The organism is Facivitalis istanbulensis (assembly GCF_040560405.1).
GTDB lineage: Bacteria > Pseudomonadota > Alphaproteobacteria > Sphingomonadales > Sphingomonadaceae > Sphingomonas > Sphingomonas istanbulensis.
Genome location: NZ_JAVSCQ010000003.1, coordinates 108080 through 128273, shown reverse-complemented (window position 1 = coordinate 128273; position 20194 = coordinate 108080). Strand labels below are relative to the sequence as shown.

At 70.2% G+C, this 20194-nt stretch carries 25 protein-coding genes and 1 tRNA gene; 7 read left to right on the top strand and 19 right to left on the bottom strand.

The window, feature by feature from the left end:
• Positions 1-2 precede the first annotated feature (2 nt).
• The 12 genes from RN629_RS03305 to RN629_RS03250 all read right to left on the bottom strand — a co-directional run bounded on the left by RN629_RS03305 (position 3) and on the right by RN629_RS03250 (position 7409).
• A complete protein-coding gene (locus RN629_RS03305; RefSeq protein WP_407033844.1) occupies positions 3-542 on the bottom strand; it encodes a tail tape measure protein in 540 nt (179 codons plus the stop codon).
• On the bottom strand, positions 535-735 hold the full coding sequence (locus RN629_RS03300) for a phage tail assembly chaperone (protein WP_407033843.1): 201 nt from the start codon (positions 733-735) through the stop codon (positions 535-537). Before RN629_RS03300 ends, RN629_RS03305 begins: the two co-directional genes overlap by 8 nt.
• Positions 732-1046 carry a gene transfer agent family protein gene (locus tag RN629_RS03295; RefSeq protein ID WP_407033842.1) on the bottom strand — a complete coding sequence of 105 codons (315 nt, stop codon included), beginning with the start codon at positions 1044-1046 and terminating at the stop codon, positions 732-734. Before RN629_RS03295 ends, RN629_RS03300 begins: the two co-directional genes overlap by 4 nt.
• Positions 1043-1450, bottom strand: coding sequence for a phage major tail protein, TP901-1 family (locus tag RN629_RS03290; RefSeq protein ID WP_407033841.1), 408 nt, complete (start codon positions 1448-1450; stop codon positions 1043-1045). Before RN629_RS03290 ends, RN629_RS03295 begins: the two co-directional genes overlap by 4 nt.
• A gap of 13 nt (positions 1451-1463) precedes the next feature.
• Positions 1464-1856 (bottom strand): tail completion protein gp17, encoded by a 393-nt coding sequence (locus RN629_RS03285; RefSeq protein WP_407033840.1) that lies wholly within the window; start codon positions 1854-1856, stop codon positions 1464-1466.
• The gene (locus tag RN629_RS03280; RefSeq protein WP_407033839.1) at positions 1853-2383 is read right to left on the bottom strand and encodes a head-tail connector protein; all 531 of its coding nucleotides are present in this window, start codon (positions 2381-2383) and stop codon (positions 1853-1855) included. Before RN629_RS03280 ends, RN629_RS03285 begins: the two co-directional genes overlap by 4 nt.
• A gap of 257 nt (positions 2384-2640) precedes the next feature.
• The gene (locus RN629_RS03275) at positions 2641-3639 is read right to left on the bottom strand and encodes a phage major capsid protein (RefSeq protein WP_407033838.1); all 999 of its coding nucleotides are present in this window, start codon (positions 3637-3639) and stop codon (positions 2641-2643) included.
• 1 nt (position 3640) lies between these two features.
• On the bottom strand, positions 3641-4021 hold the full coding sequence (locus RN629_RS03270) for an HK97 family phage prohead protease (protein ID WP_407033837.1): 381 nt from the start codon (positions 4019-4021) through the stop codon (positions 3641-3643).
• Positions 4018-4338 (bottom strand): DUF6127 family protein, encoded by a 321-nt coding sequence (locus RN629_RS03265; RefSeq protein WP_407033836.1) that lies wholly within the window; start codon positions 4336-4338, stop codon positions 4018-4020. The genes RN629_RS03270 and RN629_RS03265 overlap by 4 nt, the downstream gene beginning before the upstream one ends.
• Positions 4335-5438, bottom strand: a complete 1104-nt coding sequence (locus tag RN629_RS03260) for a phage portal protein (protein ID WP_407033835.1) — start codon at positions 5436-5438, stop codon at positions 4335-4337. Before RN629_RS03260 ends, RN629_RS03265 begins: the two co-directional genes overlap by 4 nt.
• Positions 5439-5598: 160 nt before the next feature.
• Positions 5599-6909 (bottom strand): DNA-packaging protein, encoded by a 1311-nt coding sequence (locus RN629_RS03255; RefSeq protein WP_407033938.1) that lies wholly within the window; start codon positions 6907-6909, stop codon positions 5599-5601.
• Positions 6909-7409 (bottom strand): hypothetical protein, encoded by a 501-nt coding sequence (locus RN629_RS03250; protein ID WP_407033834.1) that lies wholly within the window; start codon positions 7407-7409, stop codon positions 6909-6911. The genes RN629_RS03255 and RN629_RS03250 overlap by 1 nt, the downstream gene beginning before the upstream one ends.
• A gap of 200 nt (positions 7410-7609) precedes the next feature.
• Here RN629_RS03250 and RN629_RS03245 point away from each other — a divergent pair.
• Positions 7610-7685, top strand: a tRNA-Val gene (locus RN629_RS03245).
• A gap of 71 nt (positions 7686-7756) precedes the next feature.
• On the opposite strand, the gene mscL is transcribed toward RN629_RS03245, so the two are convergent.
• Complete coding sequence (gene mscL / locus RN629_RS03240) at positions 7757-8209, bottom strand: large conductance mechanosensitive channel protein MscL (protein WP_407033833.1); 453 nt, start codon at positions 8207-8209, stop codon at positions 7757-7759.
• Between the two features lie 107 nt (positions 8210-8316).
• Between mscL and RN629_RS03235 the strand changes: the two genes are divergently transcribed.
• The 4 genes from RN629_RS03235 to RN629_RS03220 are packed head-to-tail and all read left to right on the top strand — an operon-like array spanning position 8317 to position 11008.
• Entirely contained in the window at positions 8317-8907 is a 591-nt protein-coding gene (locus RN629_RS03235; RefSeq protein WP_407033832.1) for a LemA family protein, read from the top strand.
• A gap of 10 nt (positions 8908-8917) precedes the next feature.
• Complete coding sequence (locus RN629_RS03230) at positions 8918-9811, top strand: TPM domain-containing protein (protein ID WP_407033831.1); 894 nt, start codon at positions 8918-8920, stop codon at positions 9809-9811.
• A gap of 1 nt (position 9812) precedes the next feature.
• The gene (locus RN629_RS03225) at positions 9813-10478 is read left to right on the top strand and encodes a TPM domain-containing protein (RefSeq protein WP_407033830.1); all 666 of its coding nucleotides are present in this window, start codon (positions 9813-9815) and stop codon (positions 10476-10478) included.
• Complete coding sequence (locus tag RN629_RS03220) at positions 10475-11008, top strand: NUDIX hydrolase (RefSeq protein WP_407033829.1); 534 nt, start codon at positions 10475-10477, stop codon at positions 11006-11008. The genes RN629_RS03225 and RN629_RS03220 overlap by 4 nt, the downstream gene beginning before the upstream one ends.
• A gap of 109 nt (positions 11009-11117) precedes the next feature.
• On the opposite strand, the gene RN629_RS03215 is transcribed toward RN629_RS03220, so the two are convergent.
• The 3 genes from RN629_RS03215 to RN629_RS03205 all read right to left on the bottom strand — a co-directional run bounded on the left by RN629_RS03215 (position 11118) and on the right by RN629_RS03205 (position 15142).
• On the bottom strand, positions 11118-11399 hold the full coding sequence (locus RN629_RS03215) for an ETC complex I subunit (protein ID WP_407033937.1): 282 nt from the start codon (positions 11397-11399) through the stop codon (positions 11118-11120).
• A 12-nt stretch (positions 11400-11411) separates the two neighbouring features.
• On the bottom strand, positions 11412-13877 hold the full coding sequence (gene hrpB, locus RN629_RS03210) for an ATP-dependent helicase HrpB (RefSeq protein WP_407033828.1): 2466 nt from the start codon (positions 13875-13877) through the stop codon (positions 11412-11414).
• Positions 13878-14131: 254 nt separating this feature from the next.
• Complete coding sequence (locus tag RN629_RS03205; RefSeq protein WP_407033827.1) at positions 14132-15142, bottom strand: polyprenyl synthetase family protein; 1011 nt, start codon at positions 15140-15142, stop codon at positions 14132-14134.
• 108 nt (positions 15143-15250) lie between these two features.
• Here RN629_RS03205 and RN629_RS03200 point away from each other — a divergent pair, with 108 nt between their 5' ends.
• Both RN629_RS03200 and RN629_RS03195 read left to right on the top strand, forming a co-directional pair.
• Complete coding sequence (locus RN629_RS03200; protein ID WP_407033826.1) at positions 15251-15529, top strand: chorismate mutase; 279 nt, start codon at positions 15251-15253, stop codon at positions 15527-15529.
• A complete protein-coding gene (locus RN629_RS03195) occupies positions 15529-16200 on the top strand; it encodes a nucleoside/nucleotide kinase family protein (protein WP_407033825.1) in 672 nt (223 codons plus the stop codon). The genes RN629_RS03200 and RN629_RS03195 overlap by 1 nt, the downstream gene beginning before the upstream one ends.
• Positions 16201-16289: 89 nt before the next feature.
• Here RN629_RS03195 and RN629_RS03190 read toward each other — a convergent pair whose 3' ends face one another.
• The 3 genes from RN629_RS03190 to RN629_RS03180 form a co-directional block, all read right to left on the bottom strand.
• The gene (locus RN629_RS03190; RefSeq protein WP_407033824.1) at positions 16290-16880 is read right to left on the bottom strand and encodes an NADPH-dependent FMN reductase; all 591 of its coding nucleotides are present in this window, start codon (positions 16878-16880) and stop codon (positions 16290-16292) included.
• Positions 16881-16970: 90 nt separating this feature from the next.
• Complete coding sequence (locus RN629_RS03185) at positions 16971-18434, bottom strand: methyl-accepting chemotaxis protein (RefSeq protein ID WP_407033823.1); 1464 nt, start codon at positions 18432-18434, stop codon at positions 16971-16973.
• A gap of 124 nt (positions 18435-18558) precedes the next feature.
• Complete coding sequence (locus RN629_RS03180; RefSeq protein ID WP_407033822.1) at positions 18559-20100, bottom strand: DUF389 domain-containing protein; 1542 nt, start codon at positions 20098-20100, stop codon at positions 18559-18561.
• Positions 20101-20194: the final 94 nt, after the last annotated feature.

Below are 20194 nucleotides of genomic sequence, written 5' to 3'. Positions count from 1 at the left end.
GGTCAGTCCTCCGCCAGCGCGGCGCGCACCGCGCGCGCGACCTGTCGGCTGGAGCGTTGCAACACCGCACCCGTCTCGCCCGCCGGGGCGTGGATGGTGATCGCCACCCGCACATCGCGCCCGGCGCGACCGGACCCCGGCACCTCGATCCGCCCGCTGGTCGTCGGCACGAAGAGTTCGGGCCCGCGCTCGCCGACCCAATAGGGCCGATCGGGCGCCACCGGCCCGCCCGTCGCCCGCCCCGGCAGGCCGGAGACCAGTCCGCCCAGCAGCCCGAGCAGCCCCTGCCCGCCACTCACCTGTCCCACGCCCTCGCGCAACGCGGCCCGCGCGATCGCGTCGAGCGCGGACAGCGCGGTTGCCTTCAGTTCGTCGAACCCGAACCGGCCGGTCCGCACCGCGCGCAGCAGCGACGTCTCGATCGTCCGCGCGCCCAGTTCGGCCGCGTCGCCCAGCCCGCGCGACAATTCGGCGCGCATCGCGGCCATGTCCGCCTGGAAGCCGCGCAGGTCGAGGCGCGGCGTGACATCCTGCTCATCCATCGGGGTACATCTCCCGCAACCGGGCCAGCGTGGCGGGGGAAGGCGGATCGCCTTCCCCACGCCCCGCCCCCGTCATCGCCGCCACCACGGCATGAAGCTCGGCCGGCGTGGCGCGCCAGAAGCGGTCGGGCGACCAGCCCAGAACCGCCCCGGCCATCCCCGACAGCCGCGCCGCCTGCTCGGCAAAGGTCATCGGCCGCCCAGAATCTGGCGCAGCAGTTGACGCAGCACGGGCGCCAGCGCCGCCAGCCCCAGCTCGATCAGCGCTTCGCCCAGCTGCTCGCGACTCAACCCTTCGGGCATGTCGTGCAGGCAGTGCCAAATCAGCGCCGCCGCCTCGCCCAGCGACAGCTTGCCCTCGGCCGCGCGCTCGACCAACGCGAAGAGCGGGCCCAGTTCGCCCTCGGCAGCGACCAGCGCCTGAAAGCTGGGGCGGACGGTCAGCTCGGTGCCGCCGACGCGCAAGGCCGCCTCGCCGCGGATCGGATTCGCCGCGCCGCTCATGCCGCCACCACCGCGCCGGAGCTTTCCAGCGCGAGCGTGTAGGTCCGCTCGCCATTGAAATCGCCCGCATAGTCGAGGCGCGTGACCAGGAACCGCCCGGTCATCGATCCACCGCTCTCGAAACTCAGGCGATAGGTCTCGATCGTTCCCGCCAGCGCATGGCCGCGCATCCGCGCCTCCGCCGCCGATCCGGTGAAGACGCCCGCGCCCGCGACGCTGACATGCCGCACGCCCGCGCCCGACAGCAACTCGCGCCAGCCGCCCGAATCCTTGCTGGTCACCACCACCGTCTCGCCGTTGATCGAAAGCTGCGTCGTGCGCAGCCCGGCCATGGTGGCAAAGGCGGGCGGCTCGGCCCCGTCCCCGATCTTCAACAGAAAGGCACTTCCCTTTTCGATCGCCATATCCCGTCTCCCCCTATTGTGCCGCGCGCCACAGCCGCGCGCGCCATTCGATCGTCACGGCCCAGCGGGGCCCCGCGCCCCGGACGAAGCGGGTCGTGGTCGCGACCAGCCCGGCCACCCGCCAGCCGTCCGCCAGCATGGCCGGCAACCGCACCGCCTCCGCCGCCGCCACGACGGCGCGCAGCCGCACGGGCCGCTCCCCCTCATCGGTCAGCGTCGCGGGCCAGCGCAGTTCGCGCCCCTCCACCCCCGCCGCGCCCCAGTCGCTCTCCAGCGGCTCGCCCAGCACGACCTGCGGCACGCCGCCGCGCACCGGGGGGGCGTCGAACACCGCGACCGACAACGGGCGCAGCGCGGTGCCCAGCGCGGTCAGCAACCCGGCGCGCATGGCTTCGCGCGCGCTCACGCCGCCCATGCCCGCCGCGCGTCCAGCCGCATCCGCCGCCAGGGCCGCCACAGCGCCGCGACGGCGGCGGGCGGCTCCGCACTCGCCGCGCGATTGTCGAACAGATGCGCGCCCATGATCGCCACGCCATGCGCGATTTCGGGCGGCAGGCCGTCCCATTCCTCGACCAGGCCCACACGGCACCGGACGACGACCACCCCCTCCGCGCGGATCCAGCAGCGCCCATCGTCATCGATTCGCGCGCTGTCCGATGGCACGGCCACGCCATCCGCATCGGCCACCGACAGGATCGTCCGCACCGGCACCAGGCCCAGCGCGCGCCAGTCGCCCCCGCCGATCAGCCGCTCGCGTCCCTCTCGCGTGATCAACCGCTGGGCACAGAAACTCTCCGCCAGGCCCAGCGCCGTCGCCGCGACTCGCGCGACAACCGCCTCTTCATTCCCCTGTTCCAGCCGCAGCAACATGCGCACGGCGTCCGCCGCCGCCGCCACGACAGCCGCCGGCATGGGCTCCATCGTCCCGCTCATCGCGATTTTCTCCCTCGCCGATACAATTTGGCAAAGCTGCGACACATGACCGTCACACTTGTGGTGCAGAACCAGTCCTAGCCGCTGCCCGCTTCCCCCTTGGGCACGGCCATGCCGCCCCGCGCCCCCCCGGCCGGGTCCGGCATCCTCCCTGAACTACGGGGCAGCCCCCTGCCGGCTGCCCCGATTTTTCTCCGCCCGCGCGATACCGGCCCACTCGATACCGGCCCACTCGATACCGGACGCCCTGTTCAGGCTCAGTTGGTCGAGAATTTCATCAGCTTGATCGCCTCCGAGTCGCTGACGCAGCCGCCGACCCGGCGCGTGGCGTAGAAGGTCACGAACGGCTTGTTGCTGTACGGATCACGCAGGATCGCGGTCTCCGCGCGTTCGGTGACCAGATAGCCCGCCTGAAAATTGCCGAAGGCGATGGCGTACTGGTCCAGCGCGATGTCGGGCATCTCCTCGGCCTCGACCACCGGATAGCCCAGCAGCGTCGCGGGCTGCCCCGCCGCCAGCCCCGGCGCCCAGAGGAAATGGCCATCGGCCGTCTTCATCTTGCGAATCCGCGCCGCCGTGGTGGCGTTCATCACGAAACACGCCCCCTGCCGATAGGGCGCGCGCAGGCTCTGGACCAGATCGACCAGCCGTTCCTCACCCCCATCGGCGAACGCCCCGCTCGCGCCGCTGGCCAGATATTGCAGCGTGCCGAAGGGCCGCACCCCGTCCCTGGCCGTCGAGACCGGATTGGTCAGGAACCCGCGCGGCCGGTTGACGCCCGTGCCGTTCACAAAGGCGGCGCCCTCCGCCTGCGCGAATTCGGTCGCGATCTCGCCCGCGAGCCAGCCCTCGACGTCAAAGGCCGCATCGTCGAGCATCGCCTGGCTGGCCGAAGGATTGGCGTACAGCTCGCCCATAGGCGGCGCGAGTTCGACGAAAGTCGGCGTTGCGGTTTCGGGCCGCGCCGCCGTCTCGCTCGCCCAGCCGGAGGGCGTGCCGCCGGTCGTCACCAGCTTGCGATAGCCCGCCGATCCCACGGTCACGACATTGGCGATGCCGCGAATCGGCGAGGCGGTCTTCAGGACCGCAGCGATCGCGGCATCGATCTCCCGCGGCACGGCGAAACCGCCACTGTCGCCGGTGGTGCCGGTAAAGGCCTTCATCTCGACGGTCGCGCCGCTGCGCACATAGCCGTCAAAGGCGCCGCCTCCACGGACCGTCGCGCCGTCCAGCACGGGTCGTTCGATCACGTCCATATCAATCCCCCTTGGTTGAAATCTGAATCACGCGGGCGCGCGGCTGCATCGGCACCGTCACCAGGCTGATCTCGATGAGGTCGGCCGACAGGATCGCGCGGACGCCCCCCTGATGGACGGCGCGCGGGCGATATCCGACCGACAGGCCCGCGACCGTGCCCACCCGGACCATCGCGGCGAGCGCGGGATCCTCCACCGCCCCCGCCACCGACAGGCCGATATCGTCCTCGGCCAGCGCGGTGATCCGCCCCATCGGGCTCCCCCGATGCTGCCAGAGGAGCGGCACCGGCGGCGCATCGGCAAAGGCCCCGCGCCGCATGACGTCGCCCGCACGGTCCATCCGGTCCCAGATCGCGGCATAGCCGGTGAAGGTCAGGCTCATTTCAGCCCGTCCTCCATGCCCAGCCGCATCGCGATCCCGGCCAGCAGCAGCGCGCCGAGTAGCCGCGTCAGCCAGCCGACCGCACTTTTCCACACCGACGACCTGGCCTCGCGCCAGGCGGACAGCAGCTCGCGCAGTTCGGCGACATCGCCCGCCGCGTCCGCATCGGCGAGGCCCAGCCGGGTCAGCGCCCGCGTCGCGCCCAGCTCGCCCGCTTCCTCGGCAATGGCGCGCAGCGTCACCAGATCCGCGCCACCATCGGCGGCCTGCGCGATCAGCCGCGCCAGCACTTCGGCGTCCAGACCGGGGCCGTTCATGACAGGCCCACCATGGCGCGCTTCTCCGCCGGATCGAGGAAATCGGCCGCGGCCGCCATCGCCCAGAGCATCTGCCGTTCCTCGGCCAGCGCGGTGACGCGGTTCACGTCGACCGACAGGCTCGCGCCCGCGAACCAGCCCGCCAGTCCCTGGGCCAGCCCGCTCAGGATCGCGCCGGCCAGCGGCAGGATCGCCTGTCGCCAGAGCGCGCGATTGGCCTCGCGATAATTGGCGTAGGTGTTGTCGCCGGGCAGGCCGAGCAGCATCGGCGGCACGCCAAAGGCCAGCGCGATCTCGCGCGCCGCCGACGATTTCGCGGCGATGAAATCGAGTTCGGCGGGCGTCAGGCTCATCGCCTGCCATTTGAGCCCGCCCTCCAGCAGGAGCGGTCGCCCGGCATTGCCGCTGCCCGCAAATCCCTCCATCTCGACGCGCAACCGCTCGAACTGGTCGGGGGTCAGGGTCGAACCGTCGCCCGGATCATAGACCAGCGCGCCGGAAGGCCGCGCCGCATTGTCGAGCAGCGCGCGGTTCCAGGCGGTGGCGGCATTGTGGATCGCGATCGCCCCCGCCGCTGCGCCAAGGCAGCCGAGACCATAATGATCGTCGAGCGGGTGGCAGCTCTTCAGATGCACGACCTGCGGCTTGACCGGATCGACTGGCAAGGTGGTCACCCGTCCACCCGCGCGATAGAGAAAGGCGGCGGGCCAGCCGCTCGCGTCCAGCTCCATCGTGACGCGTTCGGGGCGCAGCGCGAACAACTCGGCGACCTGGCCCTCGGCATCGCGCAGGATCTGCACATAGGCATTGCCGTGCAGCAGCAGATGCGCGGCCACCGTCTCCAGCAGCGCCTGCCCCTCGCAGCGCGCCGCGACCAGCGCGATCAGCTCCGGGTGAGAGGCCGCCAGCGGCGCATCGGCCAGCCCGCCCGCGACCATGCGCACCGCGCGCTGCGCCACCGGATTGCGTAGATATCCCTCCCGCACCTGGCTTTCATAGGAGGGTGCCGCCCCGGTCAGCGGCACCCCCGACCGGGCCAAGCCCAACCCGAGCAGCGGACGCGCGGCCCCCCGCCCGGTCTTGCGACCGAACATCCTCATCGTCATCACTCCTCAAAAATCGCTCGTCCCCGGCACGGGGAGGTCGCAGTCCGCAGGACTGACGGAGGGGGGCTCCCCATGGGTCAGCCCTTTTGGCGATCCCCCTCCACCACCGCTGCGCGGCGGTCCTCCCTCCCCGTTGCCGGGGAGGATCACGCGCTCACAAATTCCGGATCCCCGGCGGTCCCCGCCCGGACAGCATCAGCTCGGTCAGCGCCCAGACCAGCGCGTCGGCACGATCCGGCGAGCGGCCCGGCCCCTCATAGGCCCCCGCCACCCCCAGCCCGCAGAGTTCGTCCTCCAGCGCCGGAAAGCCGCGGCTATGCCACACCCGCCCCTGCGCATAGAGGAACGACACCGGCTCCGCCCGCGCCGCCTTCCCGATCGAGGCATAGACCAGATGCACCGGCAGGGTCGGGTCGGCGAGCCGCAGCACGCTCTCCACCATGTCGCCGCCCTGGTTGCGCTCCGCCACCACCCGGTCCGCGCGGTGGCGCCGGGCACAGCCCGCAACCCGCGCCGCCCAGCCCTCGGGCGAGAGTCCGGCCTCGCTCGCATCCTCCAGCACATAGCCATGGCCGTCGCGCCCCAGCCCGACCGCGACGATCCCGCAGGCGTCGCCACCGCTGGTCGCGGGCGGATCGACGCCGACCACCACCCGATCGAGCGCGGGCACCGTCTTCGCCCGCTGCCGGTCGAGCAGCGCGCGGGTCCACAAGGCCCCCTCGCGATCGTCGACCATCTCGCCGTCCAGTTCCTGCCGCCCCAGCCGCGTATCGCCATATTGCGCCAGCATCGCGTCCTGGAAACTGTCAGGCAGATGGGCATTGTCGCTAGTCCGCCCGATCGTCTCGACGCAATCGGGCAGCGCCATGACCTTGCGCATGAGCGGCGTCGCGCGCGGCGTCGTCGTGACCAGCACGCGCGGGGTGTCCCCCAGCCGGAGCGTCATCATCAGATTGTCCCACCCGGCCTCCCCCTTCCACTTGCCCAGTTCGTCGCACCAGGCGGCATGATGCTGCGGCCCGCGCAACGCCTCGGGCGCCGCCGCCGAATAGGCGAAGCCGATCGCCCCGGACGCGAAATGCACCTGCCCCAGGCTGCCGATCCAGCGCGGGCTCTCGTCCTTGCGCGCCACCGCCAGCAGCCCGCTTTCGCCACGCACCATCACGCGTTCGACATCGCGCAGCGTCGCGCCCATCAGCGCGATTCGCGCGCCCGGATGGTCACGGGCGAGCGCGCTCACCCATTCCGCCCCCGCCCGCGTCTTGCCAAAGCCGCGCCCCGCCCGGATCAGCCAGACGCGCCAGTTGCCTGGCGGCGCGACCTGTCCGTCATGCGCCCATAATTCCCATCGCTCGACCAGTTCGCGCTTCTGCCCCGGCGTCAGCGCCGCCAGCGCATGCTCGCGCGCCGCCGGTTCCAGCATGGCCAGCGTGGCGAGCCGCATTGCCGCATCCTGCTTCGCCATCATGCCATCCCCTTCAGTCGCCGCCGCGCGAGACCATCAAGCGCACGCTCCAGCGCCGCATCGGTCTCCGCCGCGCTCGCCCGCGCCGCATCGCTCCCGGCGTCCCCGGCCTGGGCCAGCACATCGCGGCGCGCGAGGAGCTTCAAATAGAGTTGCACCTCGGTGGCCGCGAGCGGCGGGGAGATGGAGAGGCCGGCGGTCCCCGCACCGGCCTCTCCACCCTCCACCTCCCCGCCGCCAGCCCCGGCCTCATCCCCGGCCGCCAACAGGGCGAGCATCCGGCGCAGCAGCCCTTCCTCGACCAGCGCGTGCGCCGCGCCGATCGCCGCGTCCCAGGCCTCGCCAAAGGCCGGGTCGCGCCGCCGCAGCGATCGGGCCGCGCCGGGCGTCTCTCCCACCGCCCGCGCCGCCACCCCCGCATCGGCGCTGATCGCCAGCGCGGCCAGGAATTGCCGTCGCCGCGCCGACGTCCACCGCGTGCCCTCCCCCTTACCGGCCATCCCCGCTCCCCCGAAGCATCGAGGACCGTCACGGTCGTTCCCATCGACCGTACCGCCCTCGATGTTCCTGTTATGTACCGAACGAGGCCGATCTTGTATCCAACAAAAGAACCAAATGGGTTTGCTCCGTGCCAAGGGTGCGCAAAAGCACCTTGCCAGACGCATAGCGCATCGGCATTAGGCGTGGCTTCCCGAACGGGGGGCGCTTAGCTCAGCTGGTAGAGCGGCTCGTTTACACCGAGTAGGTCGGCGGTTCGAACCCGTCAGCGCCCACCATTTTCCGCCAATATGTCAGATGGATGTCCGGCACCCCGATCATCATCGGGGCACCGGGGGACGACGTCGCGTTACGGACGCCGCGCGCGCAGTTCGTCGCGGATCTCACGCAACAGCCCGACATCGGCGGGCTCGACCTTGGGCTCTTCGGCAACCGCGGCCTTTTCCTTCTCGAACAGCGCGGTCGCGCGGTTCACGGTGCGGACCAGAAGGAAGATGATGAAGGCGACGATCACGAAATTGACCGCCTGGGTCACGAACGCGCCATAGCCGAGCAGCGGCACGCCTGCCTTCTTGAGCGCCGCATAATCGCTCAGCGACCCCGTATAGCTGACCGGAACCGGCCCCATGCGCAGGAAATAGCTGGAGAAATCCAGCCCGCCGAAAATCTTGCCGATGACCGGCATCAGGACGTCATCGGTCAGCGAGGTCACGATCTTGCTGAAGGCCGCGCCGATGATGACCGCCACCGCCAGGTCGAGGACATTCCCCCGCGCAATAAAGGCCCGAAATTCCTTGAACATCGCCAACTCCCACTGTTCACAAGGCGTCAGGGTATCGTCGCTTTTCCCCTTCGCCAAGCGGCGCTCGCGTCTTATATAGACGATACAGTTGATGGAGGATTTGTCGAATGCGTCGTTCCGCCCTTGCCCTGACCCCGGTCGTGATGGCCGTCGCCCTGTCGGGCTGCGGCATGAACAGCGTGCCGACGGCGGAGGAAAACGCCAAGGCGAAATGGGCCGATGTCCAGGCCGCCTATCAGCGTCGCGCCAACCTGATCCCCAATCTGGAAGCCACCGTGAAGGGCGCCGCCGCCTCCGAAAAGGCGATCCTGACCGACGTGGTCAACGCCCGCGCCAGGGCGACGTCGGTGCAGGTCAGCGGCGAAGACCTGACCGACCCCGCCAAGATGCAGCAATTCGCGCAGGCACAGGGCCAGCTCAGCGGCTCGCTCGGCCGGTTGCTGGCCAATGTCGAGGCCTATCCGAACCTGAAGAGCCAGGACAATTTCCAGACCTTCATGAGTCAGCTCGAAGGGACGGAGAACCGGATCAACATCGCGATCGGCGATTACAACAAGGCGGTGCAGGCCTATAACACCCGCATCCGCACCTTCCCCGACGCGATCGGCGCCAAGGTGTTCTACGGTGCCAAGCCGATGACGCCCTATCAGGCGACGCCCGGGGCCGAGAATGCGCCGAAGGTCAGTTTCGACAACTGATCGGGCGGCCATGACCCGGTTTGCCCGATGGCTTCGCCCGCTTCTCGGGCTCTGGCTGGTCCTCTGCGCCGTGCCCGTCATGGCGCAGACATTCCCCAAGTTCGACGGGCTGGTGGTTGATGCCGCCAACAAGCTCGATCCCGCCACCAGGGCACAGCTCGAACAGAAGCTGGAGGCGCTGCAAAAGGATACGGGCCGCCAGCTGGTGGTCGCGACGATCCCCGACCTGCAGGGCTATCCGATCGAGGATTATGGCTATCGACTCGGCCGCGCCTGGGGCGTCGGGCTGAAGGATGCCGACAATGGCGCGATCCTGTTCGTCGCGCCCAATGAGGGCAAGGGCCAGCGCGGTCCCCGGCTGGAGGTCGGGCGCGGGCTGGAGCCGATCCTGACCGATGCCTGGTCGTCGCAGATGATCCGCACGCAGATGATGCCGCGCCTGCGCGAATCGGGCGACATTCCCGGCGCGATGACCGCGGGCACCGATGCGGTGATCGCCCAGTTGCGCGCCTCGCCCGAAGAGGCCAAGGCCAAGATTGCCGAGGCCGCCAGGCAGTTCGACGCGCGCCGACGCGGCGGCGATGCCAACGGCTTCCCGATCCTGATCGTCCTGGTCGTGTTCATCGGCGGGTTCGTCGTCCTGACGCTGATCCGTCGGCGACAGGGGCAGCGTTTCCATGACGACGATGATGATGATCGCGGTGGCGGCGGCGGGGGTCGGCGCGGCGGCGGGGGCTGGCCGATCATCCTCTGGGGCCCCGGCTGGGGCAGTGGCGGATCGGGTCGCGGCTGGGGGTCGGGCGGCTCCTCCGGCGGGGGCAGCGACGGGTCGTGGTTCGGCGGCGGCTTTACTGGCGGCGGCGGCGGTGATTTCGGCGGCGGCGGCGCTTCGGGGGATTGGTAGGATGTTGAGCGAAGCCGATAGCGATCTGATCACCGCCGCCGTGGCGCGGGCGGAGGCGACGACCGATGCCGAGATCGTCACCATCGTCGCGTCCCGGTCGGACGAATATCGCGATGTCGCGCTCTGGATCGCGAGCGGTGCGATGCTGCTGGTGCCGCTCTTCGCGGCGCTCTTTCCGAACCTTGGGCTGAAGCTGCTCGCACTGGTGCATGAAGGGTGGAGCGCGCCGGGCGAGGACCTGATCCTCGGCGTGCTGATGATCGCGCAGATCCTGGTCTTCGCGCTGGTCTTCGCACTGCTCGGCACCGTCACGCGCCGGATCGCGCTCGTGCCGCGCGGCATCCGCCATGCCCGCGTCCGGGCGCGCGCGGTGCTGCTGTTCCGCGTCGCGGCGGAGCGGCGGACCGACAGCCGCTACGGCGTGCTGCTCTACCTGTCAGAGGGCGAGCATATGGCCGAGATCGTCGCCGACTCCGGGCTGACCGGCAAGGTCGGCCCCGAAATCTGGGGCAAGGCGATGGCGGCGATGCTGCCCCATGTCGCGGATGACCGGATCGGCGAGGGAATGAGCGCCGCAGTCGAGCGGATCGGGCTTGTGCTGGCCGAGCATTTCCCCAAGACGGCGGCCGATACCAACGAACTGCCGGACAGACCGATCTCGCTATGACCGATCCCCGTATGGACGCCCCCCTCGAAACCATGGCCGAGGGGCGGTTTCTCGCGCTGCGCAAGCGTGGCACCTGGGAATATGCCGACCGGCCGCGCGACATCCGCGCGGCGGTGATCCTCGCGATCGAGGACGACCATATCCTGCTGGTCGAGCAGTTCCGCATTCCGCTGGGCGCGCCGTGCCTGGAAATGCCCGCCGGGCTGATCGGCGACGAGACCGAGGGCGAAGCGGTGCTGGACGGGGCCGCGCGCGAGTTGGAGGAGGAAACAGGCTATCGTCCCAGCCGGATCGAGGCGCTGGGCGACTATTGCTCCTCGCCGGGCATGACGTCGGAACGCTTCACGCTGGTCCGCGCGAGCGGGCTGGTGAAGGTCGGCGAAGGCGGCGGCGATTCGGACGAACAGATCGTCGTCCACCGCGTAGCGCTGTCCGAGATTCCCGCCTTCATCGCGATGCGCCGCGCGGCGGGTGTGGCGATCGACGCCAAGATGCTGTTGCTGATGGGGGCCGGAATTCTCGGCCGTTGACGTCGCGCGGAGGGCCATCGCCTGCGGCGGTGAGGCCCTTCGGACGATCACCCGCCGGTGCCCTCGCGAACGATCGGGGAAGCCCCCGGCCCTCGCCGGGGGTCACCGCTCAACGGAAATTGTCGGCGTAGCTCTGCAACTTGAGCGTCTTCTGCGGCGTCGGGACCACATGATGGTCCAGCCCTTCGCGCTGGCAATAGGCGATCGCCTCTTCCAGCGTGGCGAAGGTCAGGCGGACCTGTTCGCGCGTATCGCCGCTGCCGGCCCAGCCGGTCAGGGGATCGGGCAGCTTCGCCTCGGTGGGTTCGAATTCGAGTTGCCAGCGATCGGTCCGGTACTTGCCGGACTGCATCGCGTTCTTGGGGCGCTGGAAGATGCGAGCGGTGGCCATCATGCGTGTCCCTTATCGCGAACCGGCGGCTCTTGCATCCGCCTTTTTCGTGCGCAGTGTCGCGGACGCCGCCGCCGCGTCGTCCGGCCAGGGATGGCGCGGGTAGCGCCCGCGCATTTCCTTGGCCACCGCGCTCCAGCTTCCGGCCCAGAAGCCGGGCAGGTCGCGTGTCGTCTGGATCGGTCGCCCGGCGGGTGAGGTCAGGCTGAGGACCAGCGGCACGCGTTCGGTGCCGATCACCGGATGCTCGGCCAGGCCGAACAGCGCCTGCACGCGGAGTTCGACGCGCGGGCCGCCCTCGGCCGCATAGTCGATCGCATGGGTGCTGCCGGCCGGGCTGGTGAAATGCGCGGGCGCGATCGAATCGATCCGGCGCTGGTCGTTCCAGTCGATGAGGTTGCGGATCGCCTCGGCCAACGCCCCCGGCGCGATCGCGTCCAGCCGCCTTTTGCCCGCCACGAGCGCGGGCAGCCAGTCGTCGAGGCGTTCGAGGAGGGTCGCCTCGTCCAGCGCCACCCCGGCATAGGCGGCACGCGCCCGGTACGCCGCCGCCGCATCGCTCCACGGCAATAGCGACAGGCCATGGGTCCGCACACCGTCGACCAGCGCCGCCGCCACCGCCTCGGCCGACGCGCCCGAGTCGGGCCCGCTCGACAGACGCAACGCGCCCAGCCGCCGTTCGCGCAGGGCCTCCACCCCGCCGGTCGCCGGGGAGAAGGTGACGCTGCGTCGAGTCTCGATCCGGTCGGCGAACAGCGATTCGATCGTGGGCAGGTCGAGCGGCGCGGCGGACAGGATGCGCGCCCCCGACGCCGCCCCCTGCGTCTCGCCCACCGCCAGCCATTCGTTCGCCGCCAGCGAGGACGCCGGATCGAGCCGAAAGCCGCGCCCGCCGACGCTCGCCCAATTCTCCGCCATGGCGTCGCGCCGCCGCGCCACCCGGTCGGGATAGGCCAGCGCGAGCGCCACGCCGACCGGATGATCCCATGTCTCGCGCTCGGCTGCCGCACGCGCGGCCGGCCTGGGGGCGAGGCTCGCCCAGCGTCTGGCCATTCCCCGCGCCGCCTCCGCCTTGGGACCACGCTCGGTCCGCCAGCGACGCAGGCGTTGCTCCAGATCGGTGTCGGGGCCCCCGATCCCCCGTTCGCCCAGCAGCACCGCGACATCGGCGGCGACCGAGGCAAGGTCATGCTCGCCCGCGCGGATCAGCATATGCGCGAGCCGTGGCGGCATGGGCAGCGCGGCGATGGCCCGGCCATGCGCGGTCGGACGTCCCGTATCGTCCAGCGCCTCCAGCACGGTCAGCCGGGCCCGCGCCTCGTCGATCGCGGCCTGGGGCGGCGGGTCGAGCCAGGGCAGCGCGCGCGGATCGCTCACCCCCCACAGCGCGACGCCCAGCAGCAGCGCCGACAGGTCCGCTTCCAGTATCTCGGGCGGGTCGAAGCGCGGCAGCCCCGCCGTCGCCGCCTCTTCCCACAGGCGATAGGCGATACCGGGCGCCTGACGCGCGGCGCGCCCGGCGCGCTGGATCACCGCGGCCTGGCTCGCCCGCTCGGTCACAAGCCGGGTCATCCCCGCCGCGCGATCGTAGCGGGGACGGCGGGCGAGACCGGAGTCGACCACGATCCGCACGCCGTCGAGCGTCAGGCTGGTCTCGGCGATCGAGGTGGCCAGCACGATCCGCCGCCGCCCTTCCGGGTCGCGTCGGATCGCCGCGCGCTGCGCCGCCGGGTCGAGCGAGCCATGAAGCTCGTGGATCGCGATATCGGGCGGCAGCGTCGCCAGCCGCTCGGCCGTGCGCGCGATCTCGGCGGTGCCGGGGAGGAAGGCGAGGATGTCGCCCTCCGCCTCATCGGCCAGCGCGCGACGGATGGCGGCGGCGACCGAATCCTCGATCCGCGCCTCGGCGGCCCGGCCGAGGTGGCGCAGGGTCAGCGGGTGGCTGCGCCCCTCGCTCTCGATCACCGGCGCCTCGCCCATCAGGCTGGCGAAGCGGCGGCCGTCCAGCGTCGCGGACATCGCCACGATGCGCAGATCGGACCGCAGCCCCGCCTGCGCATCGAGCGCGAGCGCAAGGCCGAAATCGCCGTCCAGGCTGCGCTCATGCACCTCGTCGAACAGCACCGCCGCCACGCCCGCCAGCTCCGGGTCGGACTGGATCCGCGCGACGAAGATGCCCTCGGTCACGACGGTCACGCGGGTCGCCGCGCTGACCTTCGTATCCATGCGCGTGGCATAGCCGTAGGTCCGGCCGACCGGCTCACCGGCGAGCGCCGCCATCCGTTCGGCCGCCGCGCGTGCGGCGAGGCGACGGGGCGACAGGAGCAGCACCTCGCCCGCGCACCACTTCTGGTCGAGCAGCGCGGGGGCGATGGCGGTAGTCTTGCCCGCGCCCGGTGGCGCGACGAGGACGGCATTGGGTCGGTCCGCGAGCATGGCCAGCAGCTCGGGCAGGACGGCGGTGACGGGCAGGGTCATGCGGATGCGATAGGGCGTTTGGGGGTTGCGGTGAAGAACCCTGCCCTCCGTTCAGCCTGAACGGAGGCGGGGATTGAGGGTCACCGCCCTCCCCCTCGGCACCACCCCGGCGAAGGCCGGGGCCCAGGCTCCATCAAGCTCGTGGCGCGCCAGGCGATGCGGGGAAGGCAACCGCCCAGTGCCATCGTCAATTCACCGAAACCAACCCCCGGCCTTCGCCGGGGTGGTCATTTACCAGAGTGGCGGAAAAGACCTCAGTATGCCCGCGCGACCGCGAATTCGACGGCTTCGACCATCGCCGCCTTGGCGGGACCGTCGGCAAAGCCGCGGATCGCCTCGATCGCCAGCGCGCCGTAATGGCGGGCGCGGGCCATGGTGTCGTCGACCGCCCGGCTCTTGCGGACCAGGGCCACGGCATGGGTGAAATCCTCGTCCGAGGTCCGCCGACCCTCGACCGCGTCCTTCCAGAACTGCCGGTCGTCGTCGTTCGCCCGCGCATAGGCCAGGATGACCGGCAGCGTCATCTTGCCCTCGCGGAAATCGTCGCCCGCGTCCTTGCCCATCGTGCCCGCGTCCGACGTATAGTCGATCGCATCGTCGATCAGCTGGAACGCGATGCCGAGGTTCCGGCCATAGGCCTCCAGCGCCAGTTCCTCCGCCTCGGGCCGCTCGGCGATCACCGCCGCGATGCGGCAGGCGGCGGCGAACAGCGCGGCGGTCTTGGCGTCGATGATCGACAGATAGCGTTCCTCGGCGAGCCCCACCTGCCGCACGGCGGTCAGCTGGTTCACCTCGCCCTCGGCGATCACCGCCGAGGCGCCCGACAGGATGTTGAGCACTTTCAGGCTGCCCGCATCGACCATCAGCTGGAACGAGCGGCTGAACAGGAAGTCGCCGACCAGCACGCTCGCCGGATTGCCCCAGATGATGTTGGCGGTCCGCCGCCCGCGCCGCAGGTCCGACCCGTCGACGACATCGTCGTGCAGCAGCGTGGCGGTGTGGATGAACTCGACCGCCGCCGCCAGCACATGGTGGCTGGTGCCCCGATAGCCCAGCAGTTGTGCGCTCGCGAGCGTCAGCATCGGGCGCATCCGCTTGCCCCCGCCCGAGATCAGATGCCCGGCCAGTTGCGGGATCAGCGGGATTTCCGAGCGCATCCGGTCGATGATGACCTGGTTCACGGCGTTCATGTCGTCCGCCACCAGCCGGATCATCGGGTCCAGCGAGGGCGCGGGCTTGGCGAGGCGGGTGGCGGTTACGGTCATGGGCAGGTAAGAGCCTCTGGCGACAACGCTTGCCGAACGCAAGCCTTGGCGCGAAAGGGCGGGCGTGAAATTGCCCGTGCCCGCCTGTCCGAGGGAGACGTATCGATCATGTCCGACACCGTGCTGACCGGCTATCGCCAGTCGATCGACAATATCGACGCCGCGCTGGTCTTCATGCTGGCCGAGCGGTTCAAGGTCACCCAGGCGGTCGGCGAATATAAGGCGAAGAACGGCCTGCCCCCCGCCGATCCGGGCCGCGAGGAGTCGCAGATCGCGCGCCTGCGCCAACTGGCCCTGGATGCGCAACTCGATCCGGAATTTTCGGAGAAGTTCCTGCGCTTTATCATCGACGAGGTGATCCGCCACCACGAAAGGCTGCGCGGCTGATGGCATTTCTTCTGGCGATCGAAGGCGGCGATGGCGCGGGCAAGGCGACCGCGACCGCGGCGGTGGCCGAGCGCCTGAACGCCGCCGGGCGTTCGGCGGCGGCGCTGTCCTTTCCACGATATGGCGACACGATCGGCGGCTGGGCGCTGGGCGAGTATCTGGCGGGCCGTCTGCCCCATGCGGCGGCGCCCGAAACGGCGGCGACGCTCTACGCGCTCGACCGATTCGAATCGCGGCCGCATCTGGTCGACCTCGCCGAGCGGCACGACGTCATCGTCTTCGACCGCTATATCGCGTCCAACATGGCCTATCAGGCCGCGCAGGTGCCGCCCGAACAGGCGCAGGCGCTGCTGCAATGGATCGAGCAGCTCGAAACGGTGCAGTTCCGCCTGCCCGCGCCGCACCTGTCGGTCTATCTCGACACCCCGCTCGACATCGCGCGCGACCTGATCGCCCGGAAGCGCAAGCGCAGCTACACCGACGACACCTATGACGCCTATGAGGCCGATCTGGGGCTGCAGGCGCGGGTGCGGGCCAATTATGCCGCGATGGCGGACGGCGCGATGCTGGGCGAATGGGCGACGGTGTCAACCGTGGCGCACGGCGCGTTGCGCGATCCCGCCGCGATCGCGGACGAGATCACCGCGCTGGTGACCGACCGGCTGGGTTAAGGCCGGAGACCGCCCCGACAAAGGGCCGAGCCCAGGGGTCACGGTTCACCAAGCCGATGGCGTGTTTTGACCGTCGGGCGATCGAACGCTTAGTTCGACGCCTGGATGGTCCCCGCCAGCGGCGCGAAACGGGCGATCTGCTGGCCGACCAGCCGCAATTGCCCTTCGACCGCCGGGTCGCCGATCCGCCCCTCCGCGTCGAAACGGGTCTGCTGCGTATTGATCGCCGCCGCGAACGGCGTGGGCCAGCCGCGCAGCGCATGGACGATCGAGCGCAGCGCCGCGATGGTCGACCCCGTCGCCTGCCAGCCATAAGCGGTGGCGATCAGCCCGACCGGCAGGTCCGCCAGATAGGGCCGCGTGTCCTTCGCAGTTTCCTCCAGCAGGTCGAGCGCGTTCTTCACCAACCCCGAAATGCTGCCATGATAGCCCGGGCTGGCGATGATGATCGCCGAAGCCTGGCGCACCGTGTCGACAAAGGCCTGCTCCGCCTCGGTCCGCTCCGCCGCGCGCGGGTTGTAAAGCGGCAGGCGCGCCAGATCCTCGCCGCCGAACACATGGGTGCGGAACCCTTCATCGGCTGCGGCCGTCATCGCGATCCGCAGCGCCCGCTCGGTGGACGAAACGCTACCGATCGTACCGCCGATACCAACGACCAGGGGAGAGGAAATATGGTCCATGCCCGTCTTTCACCCCGGAGACGGGCAGCGGGCAAGCGATAAGTTGGCCGGCCATGGGAAACCTGCCCGGCCGTGGCGGCCCATCGGGGGTCAGCCGGTGGCCGTCAGCCGCCGTTGCAGGCGATGAACCGCATTGCCGCGATCGCCCATCTCGGCGCTCAGGCGGAAGCGCGCGACCTCGTTCGCCAGGATCTCGGCCTCTTCGGCCAGGCTGCGCGCGGCGGAAGTCGCCTGCTCGACCATCGCGGCGTTGCGCTGGGTCACGCCGTCCATCTCGGACACCGCATTGTTGACCTGTTGCAGGCCATTGGACTGCTGGCTGGCGGAAGCGGCGATACGCGAGACGAGGTCGCTGATCTCGCCGATGCGACCGATGATCCGCTGCAGTGCCTCGCCCGCCTGGTTGACCAGCTCGACACCGGCGCCGACCTGATCCGACGAGGCCAGGATGCGCGTCTTCACGTCCTTGGCCGCTTCGGCCGAACGCTGGGCGAGCGCCCGCACCTCGCTGGCAACGACCGCGAAGCCCTTGCCCGCTTCCCCGGCCCGTGCCGCCTCGACGCCTGCGTTGAGCGCGAGCAGATTGGTCTGGAACGAGATGCCGTCGATGACGGTGATGATCTCGCTGATCTCGGAGGAAGAGCGTTCGATCCCGCTCATCGCCTCGACCGCGCGGCGGACGATCTCGCCCGAATCCTCGGCCTCGCTGCGCGCTTCGCCGACGATGCGATTGGCCTGCGACGCACCCTCGGCGGTCTGGCGGACCGTAACCGTGATCTGCTGCATCGCCGCGGCGGTTTCCTCCAGCGAGGCCGCCTGTTGCTTGGTGCGGTCGGACAGGTCGTCCGAGGCCTGGTGGATATCGCCCGACCCGGTGCGGATCTGCCCGCTCGAACGGGTGACGACGCCCAGCGTCGAACACATCTGGACGCGCATCGCCTCGAAACTGTCCGCCAGCGCCTGATATTCGGCGGGGAGCCCGTCGAGCGTCGCGGTCAGGTCGCCCTTGGCCATGCGGTCGAACACCGCCTCGCACCGTTCGATCACCGCGCGACGTCCGGCCTGTTCGGCCTCGAAATAGGCGGCCAGCGCGATGTCCATGTCGATCAGCGACGCCTTGACCAGCGCCGTGGCGGCGCGCGCCCGGCGCCGGGCGCCGAACAGACCCAGGAACCGCCCGATGATGAGCTTGGGCAGCACATATTCCAGCATCCGTGCATAGCCGCTGATGTACCAGGTCGGCGCCAGGCCGATCCGGGCATGGACCTGGCCGATATGCGTCGACGATTCGGCATAGCCGCGGTCGAGCGGGCCGGAAAACAGCTTGCGCCAATGGTCCAGTTGCTTGTCGCGGGCGTGATCCATCCGCGCCTGCGACGCGAACAGCCCGCGAATCTGCGACGTCGCCCCGATATAGCGGTACAGCGCGACCAGCGCGGCGGGCGCATGACGCTCGATCGCCCGCTTGATCGTCGGGAAAGAGGAATAGCTGGAGGCATTATACCCAAAAGCCGCCAGCCGCTGCTCAAAGTCGATCTGTTCCGTTCCGCTCACAGGATGCCCTCCGCTCCACATCGTCTGTAAAGACAAAGCGTTAACGGGGCGTAACATCAGGGCGGCGGCCGGATCCCGAGCCGGGCCGGCGTCGGATGCGGCCCGCTCACTCTCCTGCACCGCGTCATCGGGCCGCCGGCGCGCGGTGGCTGTCCCCTTCCGCCGCCGCCACGACTGGCGCATTCTCAACCCAGGCCAGCCGCAACGAACCCTCCGCCGTCGCACCGGCACTCGCCGAGCCGCCCCGATCGCGGATTCCGACGGCGACCGCACGGCGCTGCGCCGGGGTTCCGCCCTGCACGACCAGCGCGCGCCCGGCACGACCGGACGCCCAGGCCGCCAGCGTCAGCGCCCCGTCGCTGACCACCCCCGCGTCCAGCCGGGGGACCGGCAGGACCGCGTCGACCGAAGGAGCCAGCCGCACCGTCCATCCCGGCAACGCGTTGGACGCCCTTGCCTCCAGCTCGCGATAGCCCGCCATGGTCAGCCCCGGCAACGGCGCCGCGGTGGCCTGCAACGAACGGTTCTCGGTATCGACACGCACATCGTCGGGCCGCACCCCGGCGATCAGCGCGAGATCGGCGACCGCGCGCTGTTGCAGTTCGGCCGCGCTCGGCCCGCTGGACCGGTTGGCCCCCGCGATCTGCGCGGCTTCGACGCTGGTGCCGTCGGGCGCGATCCGCAACTGGTCGACATGCACGTCGATCGGGCGCGCCAGCCTCCGGCGCAGATCGGCCTCCAATCGCCGATCGGCCGTGGGATCGAGCTTGGCGGTCAGCACCATTGCGCGGATACGGATCGGCTTGGCACCATAGTCGATGTCGAGCTGCCCCAGGCGCGAGGGATCGGGGAAGCGCTCGGCGATCGTCTCCCGCACTTGGCGCCGCGCCACGGACTCGAACGCGATCTGGCGCAGCGCAGCGCCCAGCGGCACCGACAACAGGCCCAGCGCGACGACGAACAGGATCAACTGCCATCCGGTATGCTGCGGTGACAAATGGCTGCCAAAGCCATAGACCCGCGCGACCAGCGCGGCGGTCAGCGCGATCGTGATCGCATTGGTCAGGAAGAGCAGCAGCGACCCGCTGAACACCGTCCAGTTGAGCGTCGCGATGCCGAAGCCGACCACGACCAGCGGCGGCATCAGCGCGATCGCGATGGCCACGCCCACCACCGTGCCCCCCCGTCCGCGAATCAGCGCATAGGCGCCCGCCACCGCCGACAGCAGCGCGACCAGCAGGTCGAACAGGGTCGGCCGGGTGCGGCTGGCGATCTCGCTGGTGATCGTCTGGATCGGCGACAGGGTTACGAACAACACCGACAGCGCGACGGCGAGCAGCGCCCCGACCAGCAACGCCGTCGCCGCCCGCCGGATCTCGCGCGTGTCGACGGTGGCGATGCCAAAGCCCAGCCCGATGATCGGCATCATCAACGGCGACAGCAGCATCGCGCCGATCAGCACCGCGACAGAAGGCATGAGCAGGCCGAGCAGCGAAATGGCGGCCGACACGACGATCAGGAAGGCATAGCGCCCGGTCCAGCCCGAATCCTCGGCGATCTGGCGCAGCACCGCGTCATGATCGACGCCGCCCACCGCCCAGATCGACCACCAACGCCGGAATCTACCCGGCCCCTTCGTCATGTTCGCCGCCGCTTCTGCTGCCATCTTGTCGGTTCGTCCGTTGTTGATCCCATGCCTGGTCGGGACCTGATCCGGCCGGGCATGGGCGGGTCTAGGCCAATCGGGCGGCGGGGACGAG